The sequence below is a fragment of the Arthrobacter sp. N199823 genome, from assembly GCF_002929705.1.
Lineage (GTDB): Bacteria > Actinomycetota > Actinomycetes > Actinomycetales > Micrococcaceae > Specibacter.
In genome coordinates, this window is the sequence record NZ_PJIN01000001.1 from 828215 (window position 1) to 847860 (window position 19646).

At 60.3% G+C, this 19646-nt stretch carries 21 protein-coding genes; 17 read left to right on the forward strand and 4 right to left on the reverse strand.

What is annotated here, in order from left to right:
- Positions 1-122 precede the first annotated feature (122 nt).
- Both hflX and CXQ93_RS03635 read left to right on the forward strand, forming a co-directional pair.
- Positions 123-1784: a GTPase HflX gene (hflX, locus tag CXQ93_RS03630; RefSeq protein WP_104109066.1), complete on the forward strand. Its 1662-nt coding sequence runs from the start codon at positions 123-125 to the stop codon at positions 1782-1784.
- Positions 1777-3804 carry an ATP-dependent DNA helicase gene (locus CXQ93_RS03635; protein WP_104109067.1) on the forward strand — a complete coding sequence of 676 codons (2028 nt, stop codon included), beginning with the start codon at positions 1777-1779 and terminating at the stop codon, positions 3802-3804. Before hflX ends, CXQ93_RS03635 begins: the two co-directional genes overlap by 8 nt.
- Positions 3805-3916: 112 nt before the next feature.
- Here CXQ93_RS03635 and lexA read toward each other — a convergent pair whose 3' ends face one another.
- On the reverse strand, positions 3917-4660 hold the full coding sequence (gene lexA, locus CXQ93_RS03640) for a transcriptional repressor LexA (RefSeq protein ID WP_104109068.1): 744 nt from the start codon (positions 4658-4660) through the stop codon (positions 3917-3919).
- A gap of 279 nt (positions 4661-4939) precedes the next feature.
- On the opposite strand from lexA, the gene CXQ93_RS03645 reads away from it, so the two are divergent.
- The 8 genes from CXQ93_RS03645 (at position 4940) to CXQ93_RS03675 (ending at position 11474) form a co-directional block, all read left to right on the forward strand.
- Positions 4940-5404, forward strand: coding sequence for a LysM peptidoglycan-binding domain-containing protein (locus CXQ93_RS03645; protein ID WP_258068562.1), 465 nt, complete (start codon positions 4940-4942; stop codon positions 5402-5404).
- A gap of 89 nt (positions 5405-5493) precedes the next feature.
- Positions 5494-6591 carry a histidinol-phosphate transaminase gene (locus tag CXQ93_RS03650; protein WP_104109069.1) on the forward strand — a complete coding sequence of 366 codons (1098 nt, stop codon included), beginning with the start codon at positions 5494-5496 and terminating at the stop codon, positions 6589-6591.
- Between the two features lie 275 nt (positions 6592-6866).
- Positions 6867-7493, forward strand: a complete 627-nt coding sequence (gene hisB / locus CXQ93_RS03655; RefSeq protein ID WP_104109070.1) for an imidazoleglycerol-phosphate dehydratase HisB — start codon at positions 6867-6869, stop codon at positions 7491-7493.
- 23 nt (positions 7494-7516) lie between these two features.
- Positions 7517-8185: an imidazole glycerol phosphate synthase subunit HisH gene (gene hisH, locus CXQ93_RS03660; RefSeq protein ID WP_104109071.1), complete on the forward strand. Its 669-nt coding sequence runs from the start codon at positions 7517-7519 to the stop codon at positions 8183-8185.
- Positions 8185-8334: a hypothetical protein gene (locus tag CXQ93_RS20590; protein WP_181036034.1), complete on the forward strand. Its 150-nt coding sequence runs from the start codon at positions 8185-8187 to the stop codon at positions 8332-8334. Before hisH ends, CXQ93_RS20590 begins: the two co-directional genes overlap by 1 nt.
- A gap of 129 nt (positions 8335-8463) precedes the next feature.
- Positions 8464-9198, forward strand: a complete 735-nt coding sequence (priA, locus tag CXQ93_RS03665) for a bifunctional 1-(5-phosphoribosyl)-5-((5-phosphoribosylamino)methylideneamino)imidazole-4-carboxamide isomerase/phosphoribosylanthranilate isomerase PriA (protein WP_104109072.1) — start codon at positions 8464-8466, stop codon at positions 9196-9198.
- A gap of 3 nt (positions 9199-9201) precedes the next feature.
- A complete protein-coding gene (locus CXQ93_RS03670; protein ID WP_104109073.1) occupies positions 9202-10089 on the forward strand; it encodes an SseB family protein in 888 nt (295 codons plus the stop codon).
- A gap of 32 nt (positions 10090-10121) precedes the next feature.
- Positions 10122-11474 carry an MFS transporter gene (locus tag CXQ93_RS03675; protein WP_258068563.1) on the forward strand — a complete coding sequence of 451 codons (1353 nt, stop codon included), beginning with the start codon at positions 10122-10124 and terminating at the stop codon, positions 11472-11474.
- Between the two features lie 198 nt (positions 11475-11672).
- Here the strand turns inward: CXQ93_RS03675 and CXQ93_RS03680 are convergent, their stop codons facing one another.
- Complete coding sequence (locus tag CXQ93_RS03680) at positions 11673-12080, reverse strand: DUF1844 domain-containing protein (protein ID WP_062290605.1); 408 nt, start codon at positions 12078-12080, stop codon at positions 11673-11675.
- 204 nt (positions 12081-12284) lie between these two features.
- Between CXQ93_RS03680 and infC the strand changes: the two genes are divergently transcribed.
- The 4 genes from infC to CXQ93_RS03700 all read left to right on the forward strand — a co-directional run bounded on the left by infC (position 12285) and on the right by CXQ93_RS03700 (position 15259).
- Entirely contained in the window at positions 12285-13493 is a 1209-nt protein-coding gene (infC, locus tag CXQ93_RS03685; RefSeq protein ID WP_258068564.1) for a translation initiation factor IF-3, read from the forward strand.
- A gap of 103 nt (positions 13494-13596) precedes the next feature.
- On the forward strand, positions 13597-13791 hold the full coding sequence (gene rpmI / locus CXQ93_RS03690) for a 50S ribosomal protein L35 (RefSeq protein WP_044571805.1): 195 nt from the start codon (positions 13597-13599) through the stop codon (positions 13789-13791).
- 107 nt (positions 13792-13898) lie between these two features.
- Positions 13899-14282 (forward strand): 50S ribosomal protein L20, encoded by a 384-nt coding sequence (rplT, locus tag CXQ93_RS03695; RefSeq protein ID WP_103466429.1) that lies wholly within the window; start codon positions 13899-13901, stop codon positions 14280-14282.
- 68 nt (positions 14283-14350) lie between these two features.
- Positions 14351-15259: an RNA methyltransferase gene (locus tag CXQ93_RS03700; RefSeq protein WP_104109074.1), complete on the forward strand. Its 909-nt coding sequence runs from the start codon at positions 14351-14353 to the stop codon at positions 15257-15259.
- Between the two features lie 307 nt (positions 15260-15566).
- Here CXQ93_RS03700 and CXQ93_RS03705 read toward each other — a convergent pair whose 3' ends face one another.
- On the reverse strand, positions 15567-16769 hold the full coding sequence (locus tag CXQ93_RS03705; protein ID WP_104109075.1) for an MFS transporter: 1203 nt from the start codon (positions 16767-16769) through the stop codon (positions 15567-15569).
- A gap of 135 nt (positions 16770-16904) precedes the next feature.
- Between CXQ93_RS03705 and CXQ93_RS03710 the strand changes: the two genes are divergently transcribed.
- The 3 genes from CXQ93_RS03710 to CXQ93_RS03720 all read left to right on the forward strand — a co-directional run bounded on the left by CXQ93_RS03710 (position 16905) and on the right by CXQ93_RS03720 (position 18290).
- Positions 16905-17324 carry a (deoxy)nucleoside triphosphate pyrophosphohydrolase gene (locus tag CXQ93_RS03710; protein ID WP_104109076.1) on the forward strand — a complete coding sequence of 140 codons (420 nt, stop codon included), beginning with the start codon at positions 16905-16907 and terminating at the stop codon, positions 17322-17324.
- 73 nt (positions 17325-17397) lie between these two features.
- Positions 17398-17589 (forward strand): DUF5302 domain-containing protein, encoded by a 192-nt coding sequence (locus CXQ93_RS03715; RefSeq protein ID WP_062290587.1) that lies wholly within the window; start codon positions 17398-17400, stop codon positions 17587-17589.
- Between the two features lie 161 nt (positions 17590-17750).
- Positions 17751-18290 (forward strand): DUF4870 domain-containing protein, encoded by a 540-nt coding sequence (locus CXQ93_RS03720; protein ID WP_104109077.1) that lies wholly within the window; start codon positions 17751-17753, stop codon positions 18288-18290.
- Between the two features lie 72 nt (positions 18291-18362).
- Here the strand turns inward: CXQ93_RS03720 and CXQ93_RS03725 are convergent, their stop codons facing one another.
- The gene (locus CXQ93_RS03725; protein ID WP_104109078.1) at positions 18363-19598 is read right to left on the reverse strand and encodes an Rv2578c family radical SAM protein; all 1236 of its coding nucleotides are present in this window, start codon (positions 19596-19598) and stop codon (positions 18363-18365) included.
- Positions 19599-19646 lie beyond the last annotated feature (48 nt).

Sequence of the window (19646 nt, forward strand, 5' to 3'; positions counted from 1 at the left end):
GTATCTAGGCACGCCTAAGGGGAACACATGCGCACGTGTGATTATCCACAGAAAAGGGTGCGTGAAGGTGTGAGTGTCGGTGGGGCGGACTACGATTGAAGGTAAACGCCTATAAGGAGAATATGTCCAACGCATCTGCACACAATGGTTCCGAGAGTAATGAGCTGCCCCTGGACGGGGAAAACACGGCCCCCACACAGGGCCAGAGCTCAGGGGAAGAATCTCTCTCGGTTGCGGAGATCGAAGCCGTGATTGACCGCATCTTGGCCAAAGACGCGGCCTCTTCCCGTGCCGTGCGTGAGGACGAGGAGCTCGACGCGCAGGACCCATTCTCAGGTGAGCCCGCAACCCGTCCGTTGCAGGGCCGTGCTCAGGCTGTCTCTACCCTGAATTTCCAGCACAGCATCTTTGATGGCGATCAAAGTGAGCTGGCAGACCGTAATGCGTTGCGCCGTCGGGCGAGCCTGTCTACCGAGCTCGAGGACGTCACCGAGGTCGAATACCGCCAGCTTCGGCTCGAACGCGTTGTTTTGGCGGGCCTGTGGTCCGGCGGAACCATGGCCGATGCCGAGAACTCACTGCGTGAATTGGCGGCCTTGGCCGAAACAGCCGGCTCGGAAGTCCTGGACGGATTGGTCCAGCGCAGGGCCAAGCCCGATCCAGCAACCTACCTGGGGCAGGGTAAGGCGCAAGAACTCAAGGAAATGGTGCACGCCACGGGCGCTGACACCGTGATCATTGACGGTGACCTGGCCCCGTCTCAGCGCCGAACGCTAGAAGAAGTAGTCAAGGTCAAGGTCATTGACCGTACCGCGTTGATCCTAGATATTTTCGCTCAGCACGCCCAATCCCGCGAAGGCCGAGCGCAGGTTGAACTGGCACAGATGGAATACTTGCTGCCGCGTCTGCGTGGCTGGGGTGACTCCATGTCCCGTCAGGCCGGTGGCCGAGTGGGTGCTGCCGGTGGCGGAATTGGTTCCCGTGGTCCCGGTGAAACCAAGATGGAACTGGATCGCCGCAAGATTCGAACCCGCATGGCGAAGCTGCGTCGTGAGATCGCAGCTATGGCCCCTGCACGGGAAACCAAACGAGCCAACCGTAAGCGCAACAGTGTGCCATCGGTCGCCATTGCCGGCTACACCAACGCCGGTAAGTCCTCGCTGCTGAACCGCTTGACGGACGCTGGCGTACTGGTGGAAAACGCCCTGTTCGCAACGCTGGATCCCACGGTTCGCAAGACTGAGACTGCAGATGGTCTGGGGTACACCTTGGTGGACACCGTTGGGTTTGTGCGCGCACTTCCCACGCAGTTGGTGGAGGCCTTCCGCTCCACTCTCGAAGAAGTGGCCGACGCTGATTTGATTCTGCACATTGTCGATGCCTCCCACCCTGACCCCGAAGGTCAGATCTCCGCCGTACGCACTGTCTTTGCTGAAGTTGGGGCGCTGCAAATCCCGGAAATCATCATCCTGAACAAGGTTGATATTGCTGATCCGTTCGTGGTCGAGCGGCTGCGTCAGCGTGAATCTCGATCCGTGGTGGTTTCGGCCAGGACAGGCCAGGGCATTGAGGAGCTGCTGGAGCAGATCAGCGAAGGCATCCCGCACCCCAGCGTCTTGCTGACCCTGTTGGTCCCTTATGACCGTGGCGATGTACTGAACAGGCTGCACCGCAGCGATGCTGAGATCGTCAGTATCGAACATGGCGAGCACGGCACCTTGGTCCACGCTCGTGTCAAGGAAGATTTGGCTGCAGAGGTTGAACCGTTTGTCCAGCATGCCTGATAGTGAAATTTCGCAGCAGGCTCTGGACCTTTTGGACCGAGCCGTTGAGTCCATGGGCGGTCAACGCCGCGACGGTCAGCATGAAATGGTCCGCCGCGTGGTTGCCGCTATTGAAAGCGGCGACCACCTGTTGGTTCAGGCTGGCACGGGTACCGGAAAGTCCTTGGCGTACCTGATTCCGCTGATTGTCAACTCCCTGACCAGTGATAAGCCGGCCGTGATTGCCACGGCCACGCTGGCCTTGCAGGCTCAGATTGTTGGCCGTGATGTGCCCCGGCTGTTGGCTGCTCTGAAACCGGTTTTGCCGCGTCCTATTGACGTGGCCTTGGTCAAGGGCCGCAGTAACTATGTGTGCCAGCAAAAGCTGGCGGGCGGATTCCCTTCGGAAGACACGGGGGAAGGTGCCCTGTTCACGTTGGGTGAGGACAGCAGCGTGGCGCACCTCCCGGGCGCCACCTCAGGACCAACATCTCAGTTGGGCAAGGAAGTGGTGCGGCTGCGCGAATGGGCGCAGGAAACCGACACGGGAGACCGCGATGAGCTGGTTCCTGGCGTCACGGATAAGGCCTGGCGGCAGGTCTCAGTCTCTTCTATGGAGTGCTTGGGTGCACAGAAGTGCCCCATGGCCACCGAATGCTTCTCGGAGCTGGCCCGCGCCCGCGGAGCTCAAGCCGACATTGTGGTCACCAACCACGCCATGCTGGCCATCAGCGCCTTTGAAGGCATTGCCGTGCTTCCCGAGTATGACGTGGTGGTCGTTGATGAAGCTCACGAGCTTCAAGACCGCGTGACGGGTGCAGTTACGGGGCAGCTCTCGGTGCAGATGGTGCAGGCCGCGGCAGCAAGCACCCGCAAGCACACGGCGGTTTCCGTCGACGCCTTGCACGCCAGTGCTGCGGCGTTGGACTTGGCTCTGGCCGGAATCCCTGAGGGGTTGTTCCCCAATGGCCTGAACGAGATGCAGTCTCAGGCGGTGGAGCAACTGCGTGATGCTGTCCGGGCTGCCCTGTCTGACTCCAAACCCGAGGGCAACTCGGCAGCGGACGGCGGGCGTTCAATTGCCCGCTCCAGGCTCAACCTAATCTTCGATTTGTGCGAACGATTGATGGTGGCCAATGACGCCCGGGAAGTAGTGTGGGCCTCGCGTCCGGGCTCGTTTGCACCCGGGAAGGGCTACCAGAAGGCTGACGAAAACGAACCGGCTGTGCTCAACATTGCTCCCCTGAGCGTGGCGATGAAACTGCGTGAAGGCCTGTTCGCCGATCGAACAGTAGTCCTCACCTCGGCCACACTCGCCATTGGCGAGTCCTTCCAAGCCACTGCCGGCGGGCTGGGCCTTTTGGGTCCCAGTGCGCCCAAGTGGACAGGAGCAGACGTCGGTTCACCGTTCGACTACCCCAAGCAGGGCATGCTTTATGTTGCCGCCCACCTGCAGAAGCCCGGCTTCGGGATGTCACCTGAACAGCTGGATGAACTCGAGGCGCTGATTAACGCAGCAGGTGGCGGAACCCTGGCCCTGTTCTCGTCGAGGCGTGCCGCAGAAGACGCCGCCGAGAAACTGCGCAAGAAGCTCAAGGTCAAGATCTTGTGCCAGGGTGATTCCTCCATGTCCGGGCTCATCAAGCAGTTCGCCGATGAACCGGACACCTGCCTCTTCGGCACAATGTCGCTTTGGCAGGGAGTGGATGTCCAGGGCGCGTCGTGCCGGCTAGTGGTCATTGACAGGATCCCGTTCCCGCGGCCTGACGATCCGCTGGTCACAGCCCGCGCACGTGCCGTTGCGCAAAGTGGAGGCGACGGATTCATCGCCATCTCTGCGACCCATGCAGCTGTCCGGCTGGCCCAGGGTGTGGGCCGTTTGATCCGTTCCAGCCAAGACCGCGGCGTGGTGGCCGTGCTGGATTCCCGGCTGGCCAACGCCAGCTACGGTGGCTTCTTGCGAGCGGCCCTGCCACCCTTCTGGTCCACCAAAGACCGGAGCGTTGCCTTGGCCGCCTTGAAGCGCCTCTCCGGCAAGTAGCAGCACGAACTAAAGCACCCCTCCAGCTCATGAGCTGGAGGGGTGCTTTAGTGTTTCTTCGGCAGTTGCTCAAAGCGGCAGTTGCTCTAAGCCGAAAGCTGCGGCTAACTGCTTAGAGACTACGGAGTACCGAGACGACCTTGCCCATGATGGTGGCGTGGTCGCCCAGGATGGGTTCATAGCGCGTGTTCTGCGGCAACAGCCACGTGTGCCCGTCACGCTGACGGAACGTCTTGACAGTGGCTTCATCCTCGAGCAGGGCAGCCACGATGTCGCCGTTATTGGCTGTGGGCTGCTGGCGGATCACCACCCAATCGCCATCGCAGATTGCGGCGTCAATCATGGAATCACCTTGCACCTTGAGCATGAAGAGCTCACCGCTACCCACAATCTGGCGCGGCAACGGCATGATGTCATCCACTGACTGGTCGGCCAGAATTGGCCCGCCAGCTGCAATGCGTCCCACGAGCGGCACATACGCCGTGTCAGAGGAGCTGCTCAGCTCGGCAAAGTTCAGGCCGTTGGAACTGCGCAAATTCTTCGGAGCACTGACGCCCTCAATAGAGACGGTACCGGTGTCCAGTACCAACGGGATCAGCACTTCCATGGCCCGGGGTCGCTTGGGGTCGCGGCGCAGATAGCCGTGGCGTTCGAGTTGGGTCAGCTGGTGCGTGACGCTGGAGAGACTGGCCAAGCCCACGGAATCGCCAATTTCACGCATCGACGGCGGGTAGCCCTTGTCGGCGATGCATCGCTGGATGCATTCAAGAATCTTCTTTTGCCGCACCGTCAGGCCCTTCATGCCAGCTCGGCTGGGTGCTTGGGGAATGCGGTGCGGCGGGTCTGGAAGCGCCATGGTTCCGTCGTTCCTTTCGTGGCTGCCCTGAACAATGTCAGTGCCTGCTGGTGGACTGCATCAAGCGGCCAATCCTTAGTTCCTCAAGTTTAAGCCACTAAGAGGTGAATTTCAAACATTTGTTCTATTTGCTCTTGGCAAGCATCGTCAATAGATGCTAAAACTGTACTAGAACAAATTAGAACATACGTTCTATCGAAGATGTTGAGTGTGGAATTTTGATCCGATGGGTGCAGGTGGCCACGGGGTTCGGAATCCACTGTGAAAGGACCAGAAGTCATGAATGCAATGCTTGTATCCCACGCATCCTTTGGCGCGTCCACGGGCGCCACCATGTCCCCTTCCAAAGGCGGTGTGGCTTCGGCCGCAGCACTCGCGAGCAGGAAGGCTTCCGCCGGCAACTCGGCTGGAGCGGGGCTCGCACTGACCCGCAGGGGCCGCTTGCTGTTCTTGGGAATCCCCGCCATCATCGCTGCGGCGCTGGTGCTGTTCCTAGCGCTAGCCGTCCTGACGGGCTCCCTGGCCAGCCCAGCTCACGCCTCCGCCGAGCAGCGGACAGTGAGTATGGCTGACTATGCAGTGGCCGTGACAGTCCTGCAAGGCGACAGCTTGTGGAGCATCGCTGCTGCCGCAGACTCCACCCGAGATGTTCGCCACGTTGTCAGAGAGATCATTGCGCTGAACGATCTGGGCACAGGCGTTCTGCAGGCCGGCCAGCGGCTCTACGTGCCCATCCCGAAGTAGCACCCGAAGCAGCTTGCGCGTAGCGGATGCGTGTCCGCATTGTGTCACCGTTTCCAACTTTGACCCGGCCAGCAAATATGCTGGAGGGTATGGACCAGTTTGAACGCTTAAGTCAGTTACCGCTTCGTGACGACTTGCGGGGCCAGCACCCCTATGGGGCGCCCCAGCTTGATGTTCCGATCCTGCTGAATGTCAATGAAAATACCTTCGGAGTTCCTACCGACGCCAAGGAAGCAATCCTGGCAGCCGTGGCCGACCAGCTTGACGGCCTCAATCGCTACCCTGACAGGGAATTCACCGTCCTGCGCCAAGAACTGGCCGCATATCTGGGTCATGGCCTGACGGAAGAAAATCTGTGGGCCGCCAATGGATCCAATGAAGTGCTCCAACAGCTGCTGCAGGCGTTTGGTGGACCCGGCCGCACCGTCATGGGTTTCCCTCCCACCTACTCCATGTACCCACTGCTCGCTAGCGGCACCGGAACTGGATACATCGCAGGAACCCGGGCGCCTGACTACAGCCTTTCTGCGGAATCTGCAGCCGAACAGGTCCGCCAGCAGGCCCCGGATATCGTCTTCTTGTGCTCGCCCAACAACCCCACGGGCACCGCACTGGGCTTGGACGTTGTAGAAGCCGTTTATGCTGCCGGTGAGGCATCTCAAACCATCGTCATTGTTGACGAGGCCTACGCAGAATTCGCTCACACCGGAACCAATAGTGCCCTGAGTCTGCTTGCAGGCCGACCTCGTCTGGTTATTTCACGCACCATGAGCAAGGCCTTTGCCTTGGCCGGTGCGCGGCTTGGCTATATGGCTGCCGCGCCGGAAGTGACCGACGCCCTGCGCCTGGTTCGCCTGCCCTACCACCTCTCCGCCATCACCCAGGCAACGGCCGTTGCTGCGTTGCGAAACTCCGTCTCGCTGCTGGCCAATGTGGAGCAGATCAAGGTCCAACGCGACCGGATCGTCAATGAGCTGACGGAGCTGGGATTCACCCCGGCCCCGTCTGATTCAAACTTTGTGTTCTTTGGTGGCGTAGAAAACCCGCACGCGCTGTGGGAGGCCTTGTTAGCTGACGGAGTGCTCATCCGCGACGTAGGCATTCCCGGGCACCTGCGCGTTACCGCCGGAACCGAAGTGGAGACCACGGCATTCCTTAATGGACTGCGCGCGTTCCTCGCCGCCTAACATTGCGCCCGCGGGCCGCTCACACTCTGAGCGGCCCGCCTGAGGCCACCCACCACGAGGCTTTGTTGGCTAGTCCTCTCAGCCGTTGGAAGTCTGGCCGCCACAGGAGGAGCCGCCGTCGAACCTCAGATAAAAAGTTCGCCGGCAGGGGACTGGTTGGGCATAAGCCTCGCTTCCCTCCTAAACTGGTATTACTACACACGATACGTTCGCGCGTCCTTCCCTGCCCGGTCACTGCCGGCTGAGAGGGCGCACCCCAACAAAGGACTGCCGCAATGACTGAGAACAGCTCGAATCCCGGCCAGGGACGCACCGCCCGTCTGGAGCGTGCCACGAGCGAGTCCAGCGTCATGGTGGAGATCAATCTCGACGGTACAGGTGTGTCGAACATCGACACCTCCGTCCCTTTTTACGACCACATGCTCACGGCGCTGTCCAAGCACTCCTTGATCGACATGACTATCAAAGCCACTGGCGATACCCACATCGATGCGCACCACACGGTGGAAGATGTTGCTATTTCCCTGGGTGAAGTCCTCAAGGAAGCCCTGGGCAACAAGGCCGGGATCCGCCGCTTCGGCGAAGCCACCGTCCCGCTGGATGAAGCTCTGGCCAACGCCGTGGTTGATCTCTCCGGCCGCCCGTACCTGGTGCACGGCGGCGAGCCGGCCGGTCAGGAATATCACTTGATCGGTGGTCACTTCACCGGATCGCTCACCCGCCACGTATTTGAAGCCATCACCTTGCATGCGCAGATCTGCCTGCACATGACAGTCATTGCTGGCCGGGATCCCCACCACATCGTTGAGGCGCAGTTCAAGGCTTTTGCCCGCGCACTGCGCTCGGCCGTTGAAGCCGATCCCCGTGTCACCGGCATTCCTTCCACGAAGGGCCTTTTGTGAGCTCCGAAGCGACAGAGACAGCCATGACAGAGGCAAGCATCTTTGACAAGCCCACCGTCACGGTACTGGACTACGGCTCCGGCAATGTCCGCTCCGCCGTCCGTGCGCTAGAGCGGGCCGGTGCCGTGGTGACACTGAGCGCCAATCCGGAGGACGTTCTGAACGCTGACGGTTTGGTGGTGCCTGGTGTTGGTGCCTTCGCCTCCGTCATGGACGAGCTCAAGGCCGTCGATGCGCTGCGGATGATCGGCCGTCGTGTTGCTGGTGGCCGTGCTGTTCTGGGTATCTGCGTGGGTATGCAGATCCTCTTCGACGCCGGAGTGGAACACGGTACCCACCGCGAAGGCATGGGGGAGTGGCCCGGGACTGTGGAGCTATTGCCAGCCACTGTGGTCCCGCACATGGGTTGGAACACTGTCACCGCAGCGGAGGGCTCCATGCTCTTTGACGGCGTGGAATCCGAACGGTTCTACTTTGTGCACTCCTATGGCGTCCAGAAGTGGGACTTTGAAGTGCTGCAGCCCAAAATGCGCCCACCCATGGTGACCTGGTCCGAGCACGGTGCACCGTTCATTGCGGCCGTGGAAAACGGCCCCTTGTGCGCCACGCAGTTCCATCCGGAAAAGTCCGGTGACGCCGGGGCGCGCATGCTGCGTAACTGGGTCAAGTCCCTGACCAAGGCGGCTAGCTGATGTATTCGCTGTTACTGATGGCACTGGCTGGCCTGCTGATCGGTGGATGCTACACCTTCTACCAGCAGAAAGCTGCCCGATGGATCCCCATCTGCTTTGCCGTACTGGCCGCCATGTCACTCGTGGCTGCCTACATGCTCACGCTCTAGGGCCGCACTTTTCCGCGGTTACGCTTTGCTAGTTTCACGCTCTTCAAGTTTCACGCAGTATCCCGCGGCCATGCCGCGGACTCTCGTCCCGTAGTTTCCACCCGCAGTACACATACCGTTGAGGACCCCATGACCACCCCCATTTTGGAATTGCTGCCCGCTGTCGACGTTGTGGACGGCCAGGCCGTGCGCTTGGTTCAGGGCGAGGCTGGCTCAGAAACCAGTTATGGCTCCCCGCTTGAGGCCGCCATGAAGTGGCAGAACGACGGCGCCGAGTGGGTTCACTTGGTGGACCTGGACGCAGCCTTTGGCCGCGGTTCCAACGTGCACCTGCTGAGCGAAATGGTGCAGGCCTTGGACATCAAGGTTGAGCTCTCCGGTGGTCTGCGCGATGACGCAACGTTGGAAGCCGCCTTTGAACTGGGTGTAGGCCGCGTCAACCTTGGAACGGCTGCTTTGGAGAACCCGGAGTGGACCGCGAAGGTGATTGACCGCTTTGGTGACAAGATCGCCGTCGGACTTGATGTTCGCGGTAGCACCTTGGCTGGCCGTGGCTGGACCAAGGAAGGCGGGGACATTTGGGAAGTCCTGGCTCGCTTGGAAGATGCCGGCTGCGCCCGGTACGTGGTCACCGACGTCACCAAGGACGGCACCTTGCGCGGGCCCAACGTGGAACTGCTGCGTGAAATGTGCACCCGCACCTCCAAGCCCGTGGTGGCCTCCGGCGGAATTTCCAGCCTCGAGGACCTGCGGGTGCTGCGCGAATTAGTAGGCGAAGGCGTTGAAGGTGCCATTGTTGGCAAGGCACTGTACTCCGGCGCGTTCACGCTCCCGCAGGCCCTTGACGTTGCAGGCCGCCGCTAAATTATGACTGAGATGCCCAAGAAGGCGCTGCCCGGACACATTGCCGCCGCACTAGCTGGTGCTGGTGGTAGCACCGATTCTGCCGGGCAGCCCTGGGCCGGCCGGGACCTTCCCACGCAGGAAAAGTACCACAACTTTGACACCGACGACGGCGCTACGGACGCAGGATTTGCCGCAGCCCTCCAGGCACTTGCCGCGGGTGACGGCAGCGAAGCGCAGGTAGTTGCCTCACTGGCTACCGCCCGGGTGTTCATCCCGATTGTCGCTCAACTGGCCGAGCAGACAGTGGGCGAGAACGGCCTGGTCTCGGACAAAGAATCAGATATGGCCCTGGTGACGCTCAATGGTCCCGATGGACGGCGTGCGCTGCCGGTCTTTACTAATGCAGCCGCACTCACCCGCTGGCATCCCGAGGCACGGCCTGTGGCAGTTTACGCAGCTCGTGCAGCCTTGTCAGCGGTGGCTGAGGACGCTGCGATGCTGGTGTTAGATCCAGGTTCCGACCGTCCTTTTGTCGTCCGCCGCCCCGCCATGTGGGCTCTGGCGCAGCAGCAACAGTGGCAACCCAGCTATGGGGATGAGGCGGTTGACAGAGTTCTCCGCGACTCCGTGTCGGCGGCAGGTAACACAGCCGTGACCGACATTTCCGCCAGTGCCGGGCAGGGCATAGAATCCCTCTGGGGCACTAAGGGCGAACCATCTGAACGGGTGTCAGGTGGGGGAACCGGACCGGAACTGTGCGTCACCCTTACGTTGCTGCCCGGGCTCGATCAGCTTGAAGTGAATGAGCTTTTGAACCGGCTGCAAGAATATTGGGCCAGCAACGAATATTTTGCTGCGGCAGTTGATTCGATCCAGATTCGTTTGCAGCTCCAGCACCCTCAGAACTGAACCACACAGAAGCAGCGTCACGCTCTCTTGTGATGGATACCAAGAGAGAAGTCATCAACGTGAATTTTGCTGCATACCGTGAAATTCTCGCGGTTGGATCCGTCCGCCGGCTCCTGATCGTGGCCATGCTGGCCCGCGTTCCGCACGCAGCAGCAGGCGTCCTGCTGACGCTGCACGTGGTCAAGTCCATGGAACTCGACTACGCTGCAGCGGGATTGATCGCGGCGTCAGTCACCATCGGTATTGCGATCGGGGCGCCGTGGCGCGGACGTATGGTGGACCGCTACGGCTTGCGCCGAGCCTTAATCCCCTCGGTAATTGCCGAGGTCACGGTCTGGGGGACAGCGCCATTTTTGAACTTTCAGCTGCTCCTCGTGGCGGCGTTCATCGGCGGCCTTTTTGCCGTCCCCATCTTCTCCGTGGTTCGCCAGGCACTGGGTGTCATGGTGCCACCGGAACAACGCCGAACTGCCTACGCGCTGGATTCCATGGGTGGGGAACTGACGTTCATGATCGGCCCGGCAGCCGGTGTCCTGTTGGCCACCAACAACACTGTGCTCGGTCTGGTTGTCATTGGTGTGAGCGCGTCGCTGGCCGGCCTCTTCCTCATGTGGTTCAACCCGCCCACTCGAACTGGCCACAAGGGATCCTATGTTGCCGTAGGTGACGCGGTCACCGAACTGCCCGATCCGGTAGAAGACCAACAAGCCCCCGACCTAACGGGGAAGAACGTCATGGCCCGCTGGTGGGAGAACACTCATCACAACCTGCGTTGGGTCAATATTGCAGTCCTAGCCATTCTGGCTACGTCGCTGGGTGCCGGTCTGGTGCTGACAGGCGTCAACGTTGGCATGGTCGCGTTGATGAACTTCAATGACAGCACGGCCGATCTCGGAATTGTGTTCCTCTTTTGGTGCGGCGCCTCAATTGTGGGCGGCATTGTCTACGGCGCACTGAAGCAGTCCGTTAACCCGTTGTGGCTACTGGGTGCCATGGCCGTCTTGATTATTCCCATGGGATTCGCCACCAACGCCTGGACACTTGGATTGCTGTCCATTCTGCCTGGCCTGCTCTGCGCGCCAGTGTTGACATCAAGTGCTGAGCATATTGCTGATCTAGTGAGCGAAAAGCGTCGTGGCGAGGCCATGGGCTGGTACGGATCCTCCATGACTATTGGCAATGCCATGGGTGCACCGTTCGCCGGCGTCATGATTGACCGCATCGGTCCCTGGGCCGGCTTCGTCATTGTGGGCGCCATCTGTGCGGTTCTGGCAATTATCGGACTGATCGCCATGGCTGCCTGGCGACGAGGAAAATCAGCCGTAGTGAAATCACAGCAACCAGATGATTCTGATGACCTTTTGGGTGAGCCGGACCTGGTGTAACGGCCCTTTAAACACCTCGAGCGGTGAGTAGTTAGCAATGTCACGCATAAACATTGCTAACTACTCACCGTTCGGGAAGCGATTGGGAGTGTGCGCCGGAAGCGAGGCACGAGCCGTTCGAGAAACGATTGGGCCCACGCTCGCGAGGGCCCCAACTTAAAGACGCGCCAGCGGCTTCAAGTTGGGAGCGAGTGGGGACTAGTTGACCGCTCCGGTGTACTTCTCGCCCGGCCCCTTGCCCGGAGCATCTTGGATGGTTGATGCTTCACGGAAGGCGAGCTGCAGAGAACGCAGGCCATCGCGCAACGGTCCAGCGTGCTGGCTGCCGATTTCAGGGGCTGCGGCGGTCACGAAACCTGCCAGCGCGGTGATGAGCTTGCGGGCCTCGTCTAGGTCCTTGAGTTCTTCAGCGTCGGGTCCGGCGGCTAGGCCGCACTTGACGGCTGCGGCGCTCATGAGGTGAACGGCGGCAGTTGTAATGACCTCAATGGCGGGAACCTCTGCGATATCACGTACTACCGAGGCAGCCTGAGAATCGGTCAGGGCTTCCTCGGGGGCTGCTTCAAACGTGTTGCGGGTGTCTGGATTATTATCTGAGCTACTCATGCTGCTAAGCTTGTCATAGACCGACTCGATGCTGTTATTTATCGCGTGTCCTCAAGGCGAAAGTCACAGGGGCTGGCGAATAGCTGCAAAGAGTTTGCAAGTGGAGTCCTCTCCCACCTTTCGACCCAAACTTTGGCGTTGTCTGGTTTTAGGTCGGCACCGCCCCTTGGGGGCGGACAAGCACGTCTCCTTTCTAGGGGGCCTGTGCCGATCATTCGAGGCCTCCATTGCATCAGCAAATTGGAGGCCTTCTTCGTTGCTGGTGGTACTCACCCTTTTAGGCAACAGGAGCTACACATTAGCGAGCCACGCATCAATGATCGAATCCGCGTCCCCGAGGTGCGGTTGGTTGGGCCAGCAGGCGAACAAGTAGGAGTTGTCCGCATTGAGGATGCCCTCCGTTTAGCAGCTGAGTCTGACTTGGATCTGGTTGAGGTCGCGCCGACGGCTAAGCCGCCGGTGTGCAAACTGATGGACTTCGGCAAGTACAAGTATGAAGCCGCAGTCAAGGCTCGTGAAGCCCGTAAGAACCAGACCAATACCGTCTTGAAGGAAATCCGTTTCCGTCTCAAGATTGACACCCATGACTACGAGACCAAGCGTGGACACGCAACACGCTTCCTCGGAGCCGGTGACAAGGTCAAGGCCATGATCCAGTTCCGTGGACGCGAGCAGCAGCGTCCGGAAATGGGCATCCGTCTCCTGCAGAAGTTCGCCGCAGATGTCGCCGAAGTTGGCGTCATCGAATCGAGCCCCCGCATTGACGGCCGCAACATGGTCATGGTTATCGGTCCCCTGAAGAACAAGGCTGAAGCCAAGGCAGAAGCACGCCGCAACCAGCAGCGCGCCGATGCCAAGGCCCACAACGAGGCCGTTGCCAATGGCACCGCCCGCGTTGATGTGGATCGCGAGAACAAGGCACCTATGACTCAGTCATTAGCTGACTTGTTGCCCGATGGCTTGCGTTTGAACGAGGACATCGCGGCTCCCGCAGCCGCTGCTGCCCAGGAAGTTGTAGCACCGGTTGCACAGACTGTCGCTCCGACCAAGGCTCCGGCCCCTGAAGCAGCTCCGGCGAAGGAAGCTCCGGCCGAAAAGCCAGCAGCCGCCGTCGCACCTGTCAAGGCTCCGGCCAAGGCAGCCCCCGCTAAGGCACCGGCCGCAGCTAAGGCCCCCGTGGCCAAGGCAGCACCTGTTGCTAAGGCTGCAACCAAGCCCGCAGTAGCGCCCAAGCCGGTTGCTGCTCCGAAGCCGGTTGCCGCAAAGCCCATTCCTATGCCGAAGCCCATGACCAAGCCCGTTGCTGCGAAGCCCGCAGCAAAGCCGGCCGCCAAGGCTGCTGCAAAACCGGCCGCGAAGGCAGCCTCTGCAAAGAGCGCTCCCGCGGACGAAACCCCCAGTTCGGCTGAATAAGGTTTCACCTTTTCAGCGGTGAATACACCCACACAGTGACCCAATCGGTCGCTGCAAGAGAACCACAGGCAGCGCCGGTGGATACGTAAGGAGATAGGTCCTCATGCCTAAAATGAAGACACATAGTGGTGCTAAGAAGCGTTTCAAGCTGACCGGTTCCGGTAAGCTGCAGCGCCAGCAGGCTAACCGCCGCCACTACCTGGAGCACAAGCCTTCCAGCTTGAAGCGTCGTCTGAAGGGTGACCTCACGGTTGCCAAGGCAGATGTTCGCAACATCAAGAAGATGCTCGGCATCTAATTTCGCAAGTCAATCGGTGTGATTCCCAGTTCAGGGTCTGACACCATTCATCAAAGCCTTCCCTGGCATGATTGGCTTGGGATCTTTAAAATTGAAGGAGTACGCACGTGGCACGTGTGAAGAGGGCTGTAAACGCCCATAAGAAGCGTCGGGTTATTCTTGAGCGCGCAAAGGGTTACCGTGGACAGCGTTCACGTCTGTACCGCAAGGCCAAAGAGCAGCTGCTGCACTCGTTTGTTTACAGCTACGGTGACCGCCGCAAGCGTAAGGGTGACTTCCGTCGCCTGTGGATCCAGCGTATCAACGCTGCATCACGCGCCAACGGCCTGACCTACAACCGCTTGATCCAGGGCCTGAAGGCTGCTGCGATCGAGGTTGACCGTCGCATGCTGGCCGACCTGGCCGTCAACGACGCCGCTGCTTTCGCCGCTCTGGTGAACATCGCCAAGGCTGCACTGCCTGCTGATACCTCAGCTCCGGTAGCAAAGTAATTCTAGAAATACCCTGAAGGAACTCTCCAGTTCCTTGTTCATGAGTAGTGACTGATAAAGTCCTAATTATGAGTGAAACCGGGCGCCCGCCAGCAGAAGCAATGACCAATCCTCGAGCAGATCGTGTGAGGGACGTTGCGAAGCTGACCGGGCGCTCGGGCCGTTTAAAGCGCCGTCAGTTCCTGGCTGAAGGCCCGCAGTCCGTCCGTGAAGCGTTGCGCGCCCACCGCGAATGCCTTGCCGCTGGCGGCACAGCAGTGGTGGAAGCGTTGTACGGCACTGTTGAGAGCTTGAGGAAGTACCCGGAGCTGGTGGAAGCTGCTTCGGCGCCAGGATCCCGTGTACAGGTTCGCGTTGCCAGCGAACTTGTGTTGTCCGCCATGACTGACACCGTAGCCCCTCAGGGCATTGTTGCTGTCTGTAACTTTGTGGACGTGCCGTTGGCGGAGGTCTTTGCTGCCAAGCCGAAATTGATCGCCATGTTGTGCCGCGTGCAGGACCCGGGAAACGCCGGCACTGTGCTGCGTGCCGCTGATGCTGCCGGTGCAGACGCCGTGATCTTCTCCAACTCCAGCGTGGATGTCTACAACCCCAAAACTGTCCGCTCCACAGCGGGATCGTTGTTCCACCTCCCGGTTGTTCTTGGCGCAGATCTAGCCGAAGTGGTTGCCGCCGCCAAGGCTGCCGGTGTGGGTATCCTCGCCGCCGACGGCTATGGACAGCTGAACCTGGACCTGCTGCAGGACGAGAGCGCGGCCCGTGCCTTCGATCAGGAAATCCCGGATTCCAGCTACGAGCTGGAGCGGCCCACCCTCTGGATGTTTGGCAACGAAGCACAAGGCCTCGCAGGCGAGGAAAAGGCTCTGGCCGATCACCGCGTGGCTGTGCCCGTCTACGGCGCAGCAGAGTCACTAAACCTGGGAACGGCCGCAACCGTGTGCCTGTACGCCAGCGCAAGGGCCCAGCACCGCGCATAGGTGCAAGGCGCGTAAGCGCAAGGGCCCAGCACGGCGCCCTAGCGCACCGGGCATCAGTGCACGGATACCCGGTCAGCTGACCGCATGAGACGCGCTGCTCTTGCTGCCGAAGAACCCCTGCAGAGTCGGCACTGCAGTTCAGCTCCTCCTGCCGAACCGGACGTGCCTCTGGAGAGTTCAAAGAGAACCGTCTCCTGGCAGGTTGAACCAGCCGGAACACAGCGTTAAACAAAGGATCCCGTACCTAGTAAAACTAGCTGCGGGATCCTTTTTGTCTGCCGCTTGGGTGCAGTTTGTCGGGGACGAGTTACTTCTTGCCGGCCTTATCAAGCAGCCCGCTGAGGAGTGCGATGCCCAAGCCCAGCACGGCCAAGACGGCGCCTACCAGAGCCGGGGCGGTGTAGCCCCATCCCCATGTGATGACGAGCCCACCCACGAAGGCGCCAAGCGCGTTGGCCATGTTCAGCGCCGAGTGATTCAAGGATGAGGCCAGCGTTGGCGCCCCGGGGGAGACGTCCAAGAGGCGAGTCTGGAGCGAAGGAATCAGCATGGCACCCGAGGCGCCAATGACGAAGATCATGAGTAGCGCCATCCACTGAATATGGACCGAGGCTGCGTACAGCACCAACATGGCAGCGATGAAGGACATGACAGCGTAGATGCTGCCCATGACGGACCAGTCGGCGAGCCGTCCGCCGATGTAGTTTCCCACCACCATGCCCACCCCGTACAGACCAACAATGACGGGCAGGAACCCTGAATTAAAGCCAGCCACATCCGTCATGGTGTTGGCAACGTAGGTGTAGACGGCAAAGAAGCCACCAAAACCAACCACGCCCACCAGCAGGGTCAGCCAGACTTGACCGCGACGCAAGGCGCCAAGTTCCTTGCGCAAGCTGGCACCGGGCTGAGCCCCTTGCGTCGGAATAAACGCCGTGATGCACACCATGGTGATGACGCCAATGATGGCTACCAGCACGAACAGCCAGCGCCACCCGAACTGTTGGCCTACATAGGTGGCCAGCGGGACGCCGAGTACGTTGGCGATGGACAGACCCATCATGACCATGGAAATGGCCCGTCCTCGTTTACTAGGCGCCACCAATGAGGCGGCCAGTACTGCGGCGACACCAAAGAAGGCGCCGTGTGGCAGACCCGCAATGAAGCGTGTGACCAACAAGGTGGTGTAGTCATGAGCGAACACGGAGAGCAAGTTGCCCACGGTAAAAAGCCCCATGAGGCCCAGAGCCAGGGTTTTGCGCGGCATCTTCGCACCGATAGCGACCAACAACGGTGCACCCACCACCACGCCGAGGGCATAGGCGGAGATGACGTGGCCTGCGGTCGGCACACTGACGCCCACACCCTCGGCAACATTGGGCAGCAAGCCCATCATCGCGAATTCGGTGGTGCCAATGCCGAAGCCGCCAATGGCCAGGGCCAGGATTGCCCAGGCAACGGCGTTGGGCGAGGACGGGGTGGGACCGCGCTGGGATTTAAGCAGGGACATGGAGAATAACTTTCACAAGGTGGGTTGTGTGGATCCGCCGTTGGCGGGAGGTGCCGGCGCCACAGTGCGCAGCGGCTGGGGGCACGAAGGTGCCATCATCATTCTAGTTCGCCCTAGACTTAGCTGGTGACGACCATGAAACAAATCGTAGGCGCAGCACTCGTTGACTCGCTCGAGAATCCCCGCACATTATTGGCAGCCCGGCGGACGGCTCCTCCCGAGTTTGCGGGCATGTGGGAGTTCCCCGGCGGAAAAATTGAGCCCGGTGAAGAACCGGCACAGGCCCTGCACCGAGAAGTCCTAGAAGAGTTAGGCATCACAGTAACGTTGGGTGCAGAGTTGGCAGGCACGACGCCGGATGGCTGGCCTTTGAATTCTGGCGCCGCCATGCGCGTGTGGCTGGCGCAGACAACAAATGGCACGCCTGAACCTTTGGAAGACCACGATGCGCTGCTTTGGGTTGAGCTAGCCGGGCCTCAAATCCTGGAATTGCCGTGGATTCCCGCTGACTTGCCCATAGTGCATGCCCTGATCGCCTTCACTAGCCAACCATAATTAGCCCAATGGGTGTTGAGAATCCAATGTCCTGTGCCAGACTGGGTCCTGAAGACCCCAAGGAGGTTGTGCCATGACGAGTAATCACCACGATGATCAAACCGCCGCAGGTGCCAGCGAAGAAACGAAGGAAAAGTTTCGGCAGGCGCTAGAGAACAAGAAGAACCAGCAGCACGGCAGCGTGTCTGCCAAGGGTGGGCCCAAGATCAATGCCTCCCACGGGGCTGCAGCAGCCAAGCGCGAGTTCCGCCGCAAGAGCGGATAACCCGTTTCGGTAGCTCTACTCATGCGCAAGGTGGCAGGAACGCCAGACGTTCCTGCCACCTTCACTGCTTAAAAAGCCGCCGAACTTGCCGTCAATTGCGGGCACGGGGCGTGGAAAACGACTAGATTGGTAACCACGGTTACTGACCAAGGAGAGAACACATGAGCGAGAATAATTCCCCCACACCGCCCGTTGGGCCAACGCCTCCGGGATACAACGCACCTGAGCCCACGGGCCCCGTCCCGTATCAGCAGCCCGGCTATAGCCAGCCCGCCCAGCAGGCTCCGGCGCAGTATCAGCAGCCCGCTACTGCGCCGCAGTATCCGCAGACCCCGGCCCAGCAGCCGTACCCGCAAGCTCCTAGCCAGCAGTACCAGCAGGGTGCTGTTGACCCCGCAGGTACCGTAGTTTTGAACTACTGGCTCTCCGTGTTCTTCAGCTGGATCCCTGCACTGATCTTCTTCCTCACGGAGAAGGGCAAGAACAGCCTTGCAGATGATTTCCACCGGCAGAACTTGAACTTCTCGATCCTGCGCGTCATTGCCTTTGTCCTGACGTTCATTCCCTACTTGGGTGTTGTCTTCGGAATTGCCGGAGTGGCGCTGTTCATCATCCACATCATCGCGGCTGTGAACGCACCTCAGCAGCTCCGCAACGGGCAGACATACAAGTTCCCGTTCAACGTCCAGTTCATCAAGTAAGGCTGCACAGCGACCAAGGCAGACAGTCAGATACAGCACCAACCGCGCACACGTTGGGTTCGGCCCCAGAGCTTAGAACAAGGTGGGCTCACGGTTGAACGAGGCGGGGATCCCAGTCGGGGTCCCCGCTTTTGTCATGCCTGCATTGGCACTCTCCCTATTTGCTCCGCTGTCTGGGGCTGTAGACGAGGGTATGCCGCGGAATCCGCCGCCCGCTAGGGCACGCAGACGCTCACCATCGGCACCCGGGACGCTGGGCATACTCCCGGCTGGATATTGGGCCTCTTCCTGCCGTGGATCGTGGATGAAGCCCTGCTTGCCAAAGCCGTTGCGTGCTTTGGCCTCGTTGACCCGGGCGGCCAGCCATTGCCGGTACTCCTTGGAGGCGTAGACCCCAGAGCCGTAGAGCCGCTGGTAGCGGCCGACCAATGATGGGTGCTCGCGGGCCAGCCACTGCATGAACCACTCACGGGTGCCTGGACGCAGGTACAGAGCTCCGGCGCTCACACCCGTTGCGCCAGCCTTGGCTAAGGCGGCAAAGAGCGTGTCCAGGGCCTCTTCAGAATCGGTGAGCCACGGCAGAATGGGCATGGCCATGACACCGCAAGGCAGACCGGCATCGCGCAGCTTGCTGATCAAGGACAGGCGGGCCTTGGGAGACGGGGTGCCAGGCTCCAAGGTCTGGGCCAGAGCCTCGTCTAATAACGCCAGAGAGATCCCCATCCCAACACTGACCTGGCGTCCGGCCTCGCGCAAGACGGGGATGTCTCGCGCCAGCAGCGTGCCCTTGGTCAGAATGGAAAACGGGGTCCCGGAATCGGCCAGAGCCCTAATGATGCCGGGCATGAGCTGATAACGCCCTTCCGCCCGTTGGTAAGGATCCGTATTGGTGCCCAGCGCAACGTGGTGATGCTGCCACGAGGCCTTGAACAATTCCTTGCGCAGCACCTGAGCCACATTGACCTTGACGACAACTTGAGAGTCAAAATCCACTCCGGGATCAAAGTCCAGATAGGTGTGGCTCTTGCGCGCAAAGCAGTACACGCAAGCGTGGGAGCAGCCCCGGTACGGATTGACAGTCCATTCAAACGGCATGGTGGAGCTGGGAGGAACCTTATTTAACGCGGACTTGGACAAAACCTCATGAAAGGTAATACCGGCAAACTCGGGAGTTTGAACACTCTTGACCAGTCCAGCCAAGGGGAGCAGTGGCGCGCCGGGAGGCAGCTCAGGTGCCACCTGAGCTGGCGAAACGGCCAGCTGTTCGGGAAAAAGTGGCTGGTTGATTTGCTGATTAGTCCACCGCATTCTCTGATTAGAACATATATTCTAATTCGCAGCAAGGTATTACATGGC

Excerpts from the sequence above, each read along its gene's own strand:
- hflX (WP_104109066.1), top strand. The coding sequence starts at position 123 with ATGTCCAACGCATCTGCACACAATGGTTCCGAGAGTAATGAGCTGCCC.
- CXQ93_RS03635 (WP_104109067.1), top strand. The coding sequence starts at position 1,777 with ATGCCTGATAGTGAAATTTCGCAGCAGGCTCTGGACCTTTTGGACCGA.
- lexA (WP_104109068.1), bottom strand. The coding sequence starts at position 4,660 with ATGGCGCTTCCAGACCCGCCGCACCGCATTCCCCAAGCACCCAGCCGA.
- CXQ93_RS03645 (WP_258068562.1), top strand. The coding sequence starts at position 4,940 with ATGAATGCAATGCTTGTATCCCACGCATCCTTTGGCGCGTCCACGGGC.
- CXQ93_RS03650 (WP_104109069.1), top strand. The coding sequence starts at position 5,494 with ATGGACCAGTTTGAACGCTTAAGTCAGTTACCGCTTCGTGACGACTTG.
- hisB (WP_104109070.1), top strand. The coding sequence starts at position 6,867 with ATGACTGAGAACAGCTCGAATCCCGGCCAGGGACGCACCGCCCGTCTG.
- hisH (WP_104109071.1), top strand. The coding sequence starts at position 7,517 with ATGACAGAGGCAAGCATCTTTGACAAGCCCACCGTCACGGTACTGGAC.
- CXQ93_RS20590 (WP_181036034.1), top strand. The coding sequence starts at position 8,185 with ATGTATTCGCTGTTACTGATGGCACTGGCTGGCCTGCTGATCGGTGGA.
- priA (WP_104109072.1), top strand. The coding sequence starts at position 8,464 with ATGACCACCCCCATTTTGGAATTGCTGCCCGCTGTCGACGTTGTGGAC.
- CXQ93_RS03670 (WP_104109073.1), top strand. The coding sequence starts at position 9,202 with ATGACTGAGATGCCCAAGAAGGCGCTGCCCGGACACATTGCCGCCGCA.
- CXQ93_RS03675 (WP_258068563.1), top strand. The coding sequence starts at position 10,122 with ATGGATACCAAGAGAGAAGTCATCAACGTGAATTTTGCTGCATACCGT.
- CXQ93_RS03680 (WP_062290605.1), bottom strand. The coding sequence starts at position 12,080 with ATGAGTAGCTCAGATAATAATCCAGACACCCGCAACACGTTTGAAGCA.
- rpmI (WP_044571805.1), top strand. The coding sequence starts at position 13,597 with ATGCCTAAAATGAAGACACATAGTGGTGCTAAGAAGCGTTTCAAGCTG.
- CXQ93_RS03700 (WP_104109074.1), top strand. The coding sequence starts at position 14,351 with ATGAGTGAAACCGGGCGCCCGCCAGCAGAAGCAATGACCAATCCTCGA.
- CXQ93_RS03705 (WP_104109075.1), bottom strand. The coding sequence starts at position 16,769 with ATGTCCCTGCTTAAATCCCAGCGCGGTCCCACCCCGTCCTCGCCCAAC.
- CXQ93_RS03710 (WP_104109076.1), top strand. The coding sequence starts at position 16,905 with ATGAAACAAATCGTAGGCGCAGCACTCGTTGACTCGCTCGAGAATCCC.
- CXQ93_RS03715 (WP_062290587.1), top strand. The coding sequence starts at position 17,398 with ATGACGAGTAATCACCACGATGATCAAACCGCCGCAGGTGCCAGCGAA.
- CXQ93_RS03720 (WP_104109077.1), top strand. The coding sequence starts at position 17,751 with ATGAGCGAGAATAATTCCCCCACACCGCCCGTTGGGCCAACGCCTCCG.
- CXQ93_RS03725 (WP_104109078.1), bottom strand. The coding sequence starts at position 19,598 with ATGCGGTGGACTAATCAGCAAATCAACCAGCCACTTTTTCCCGAACAG.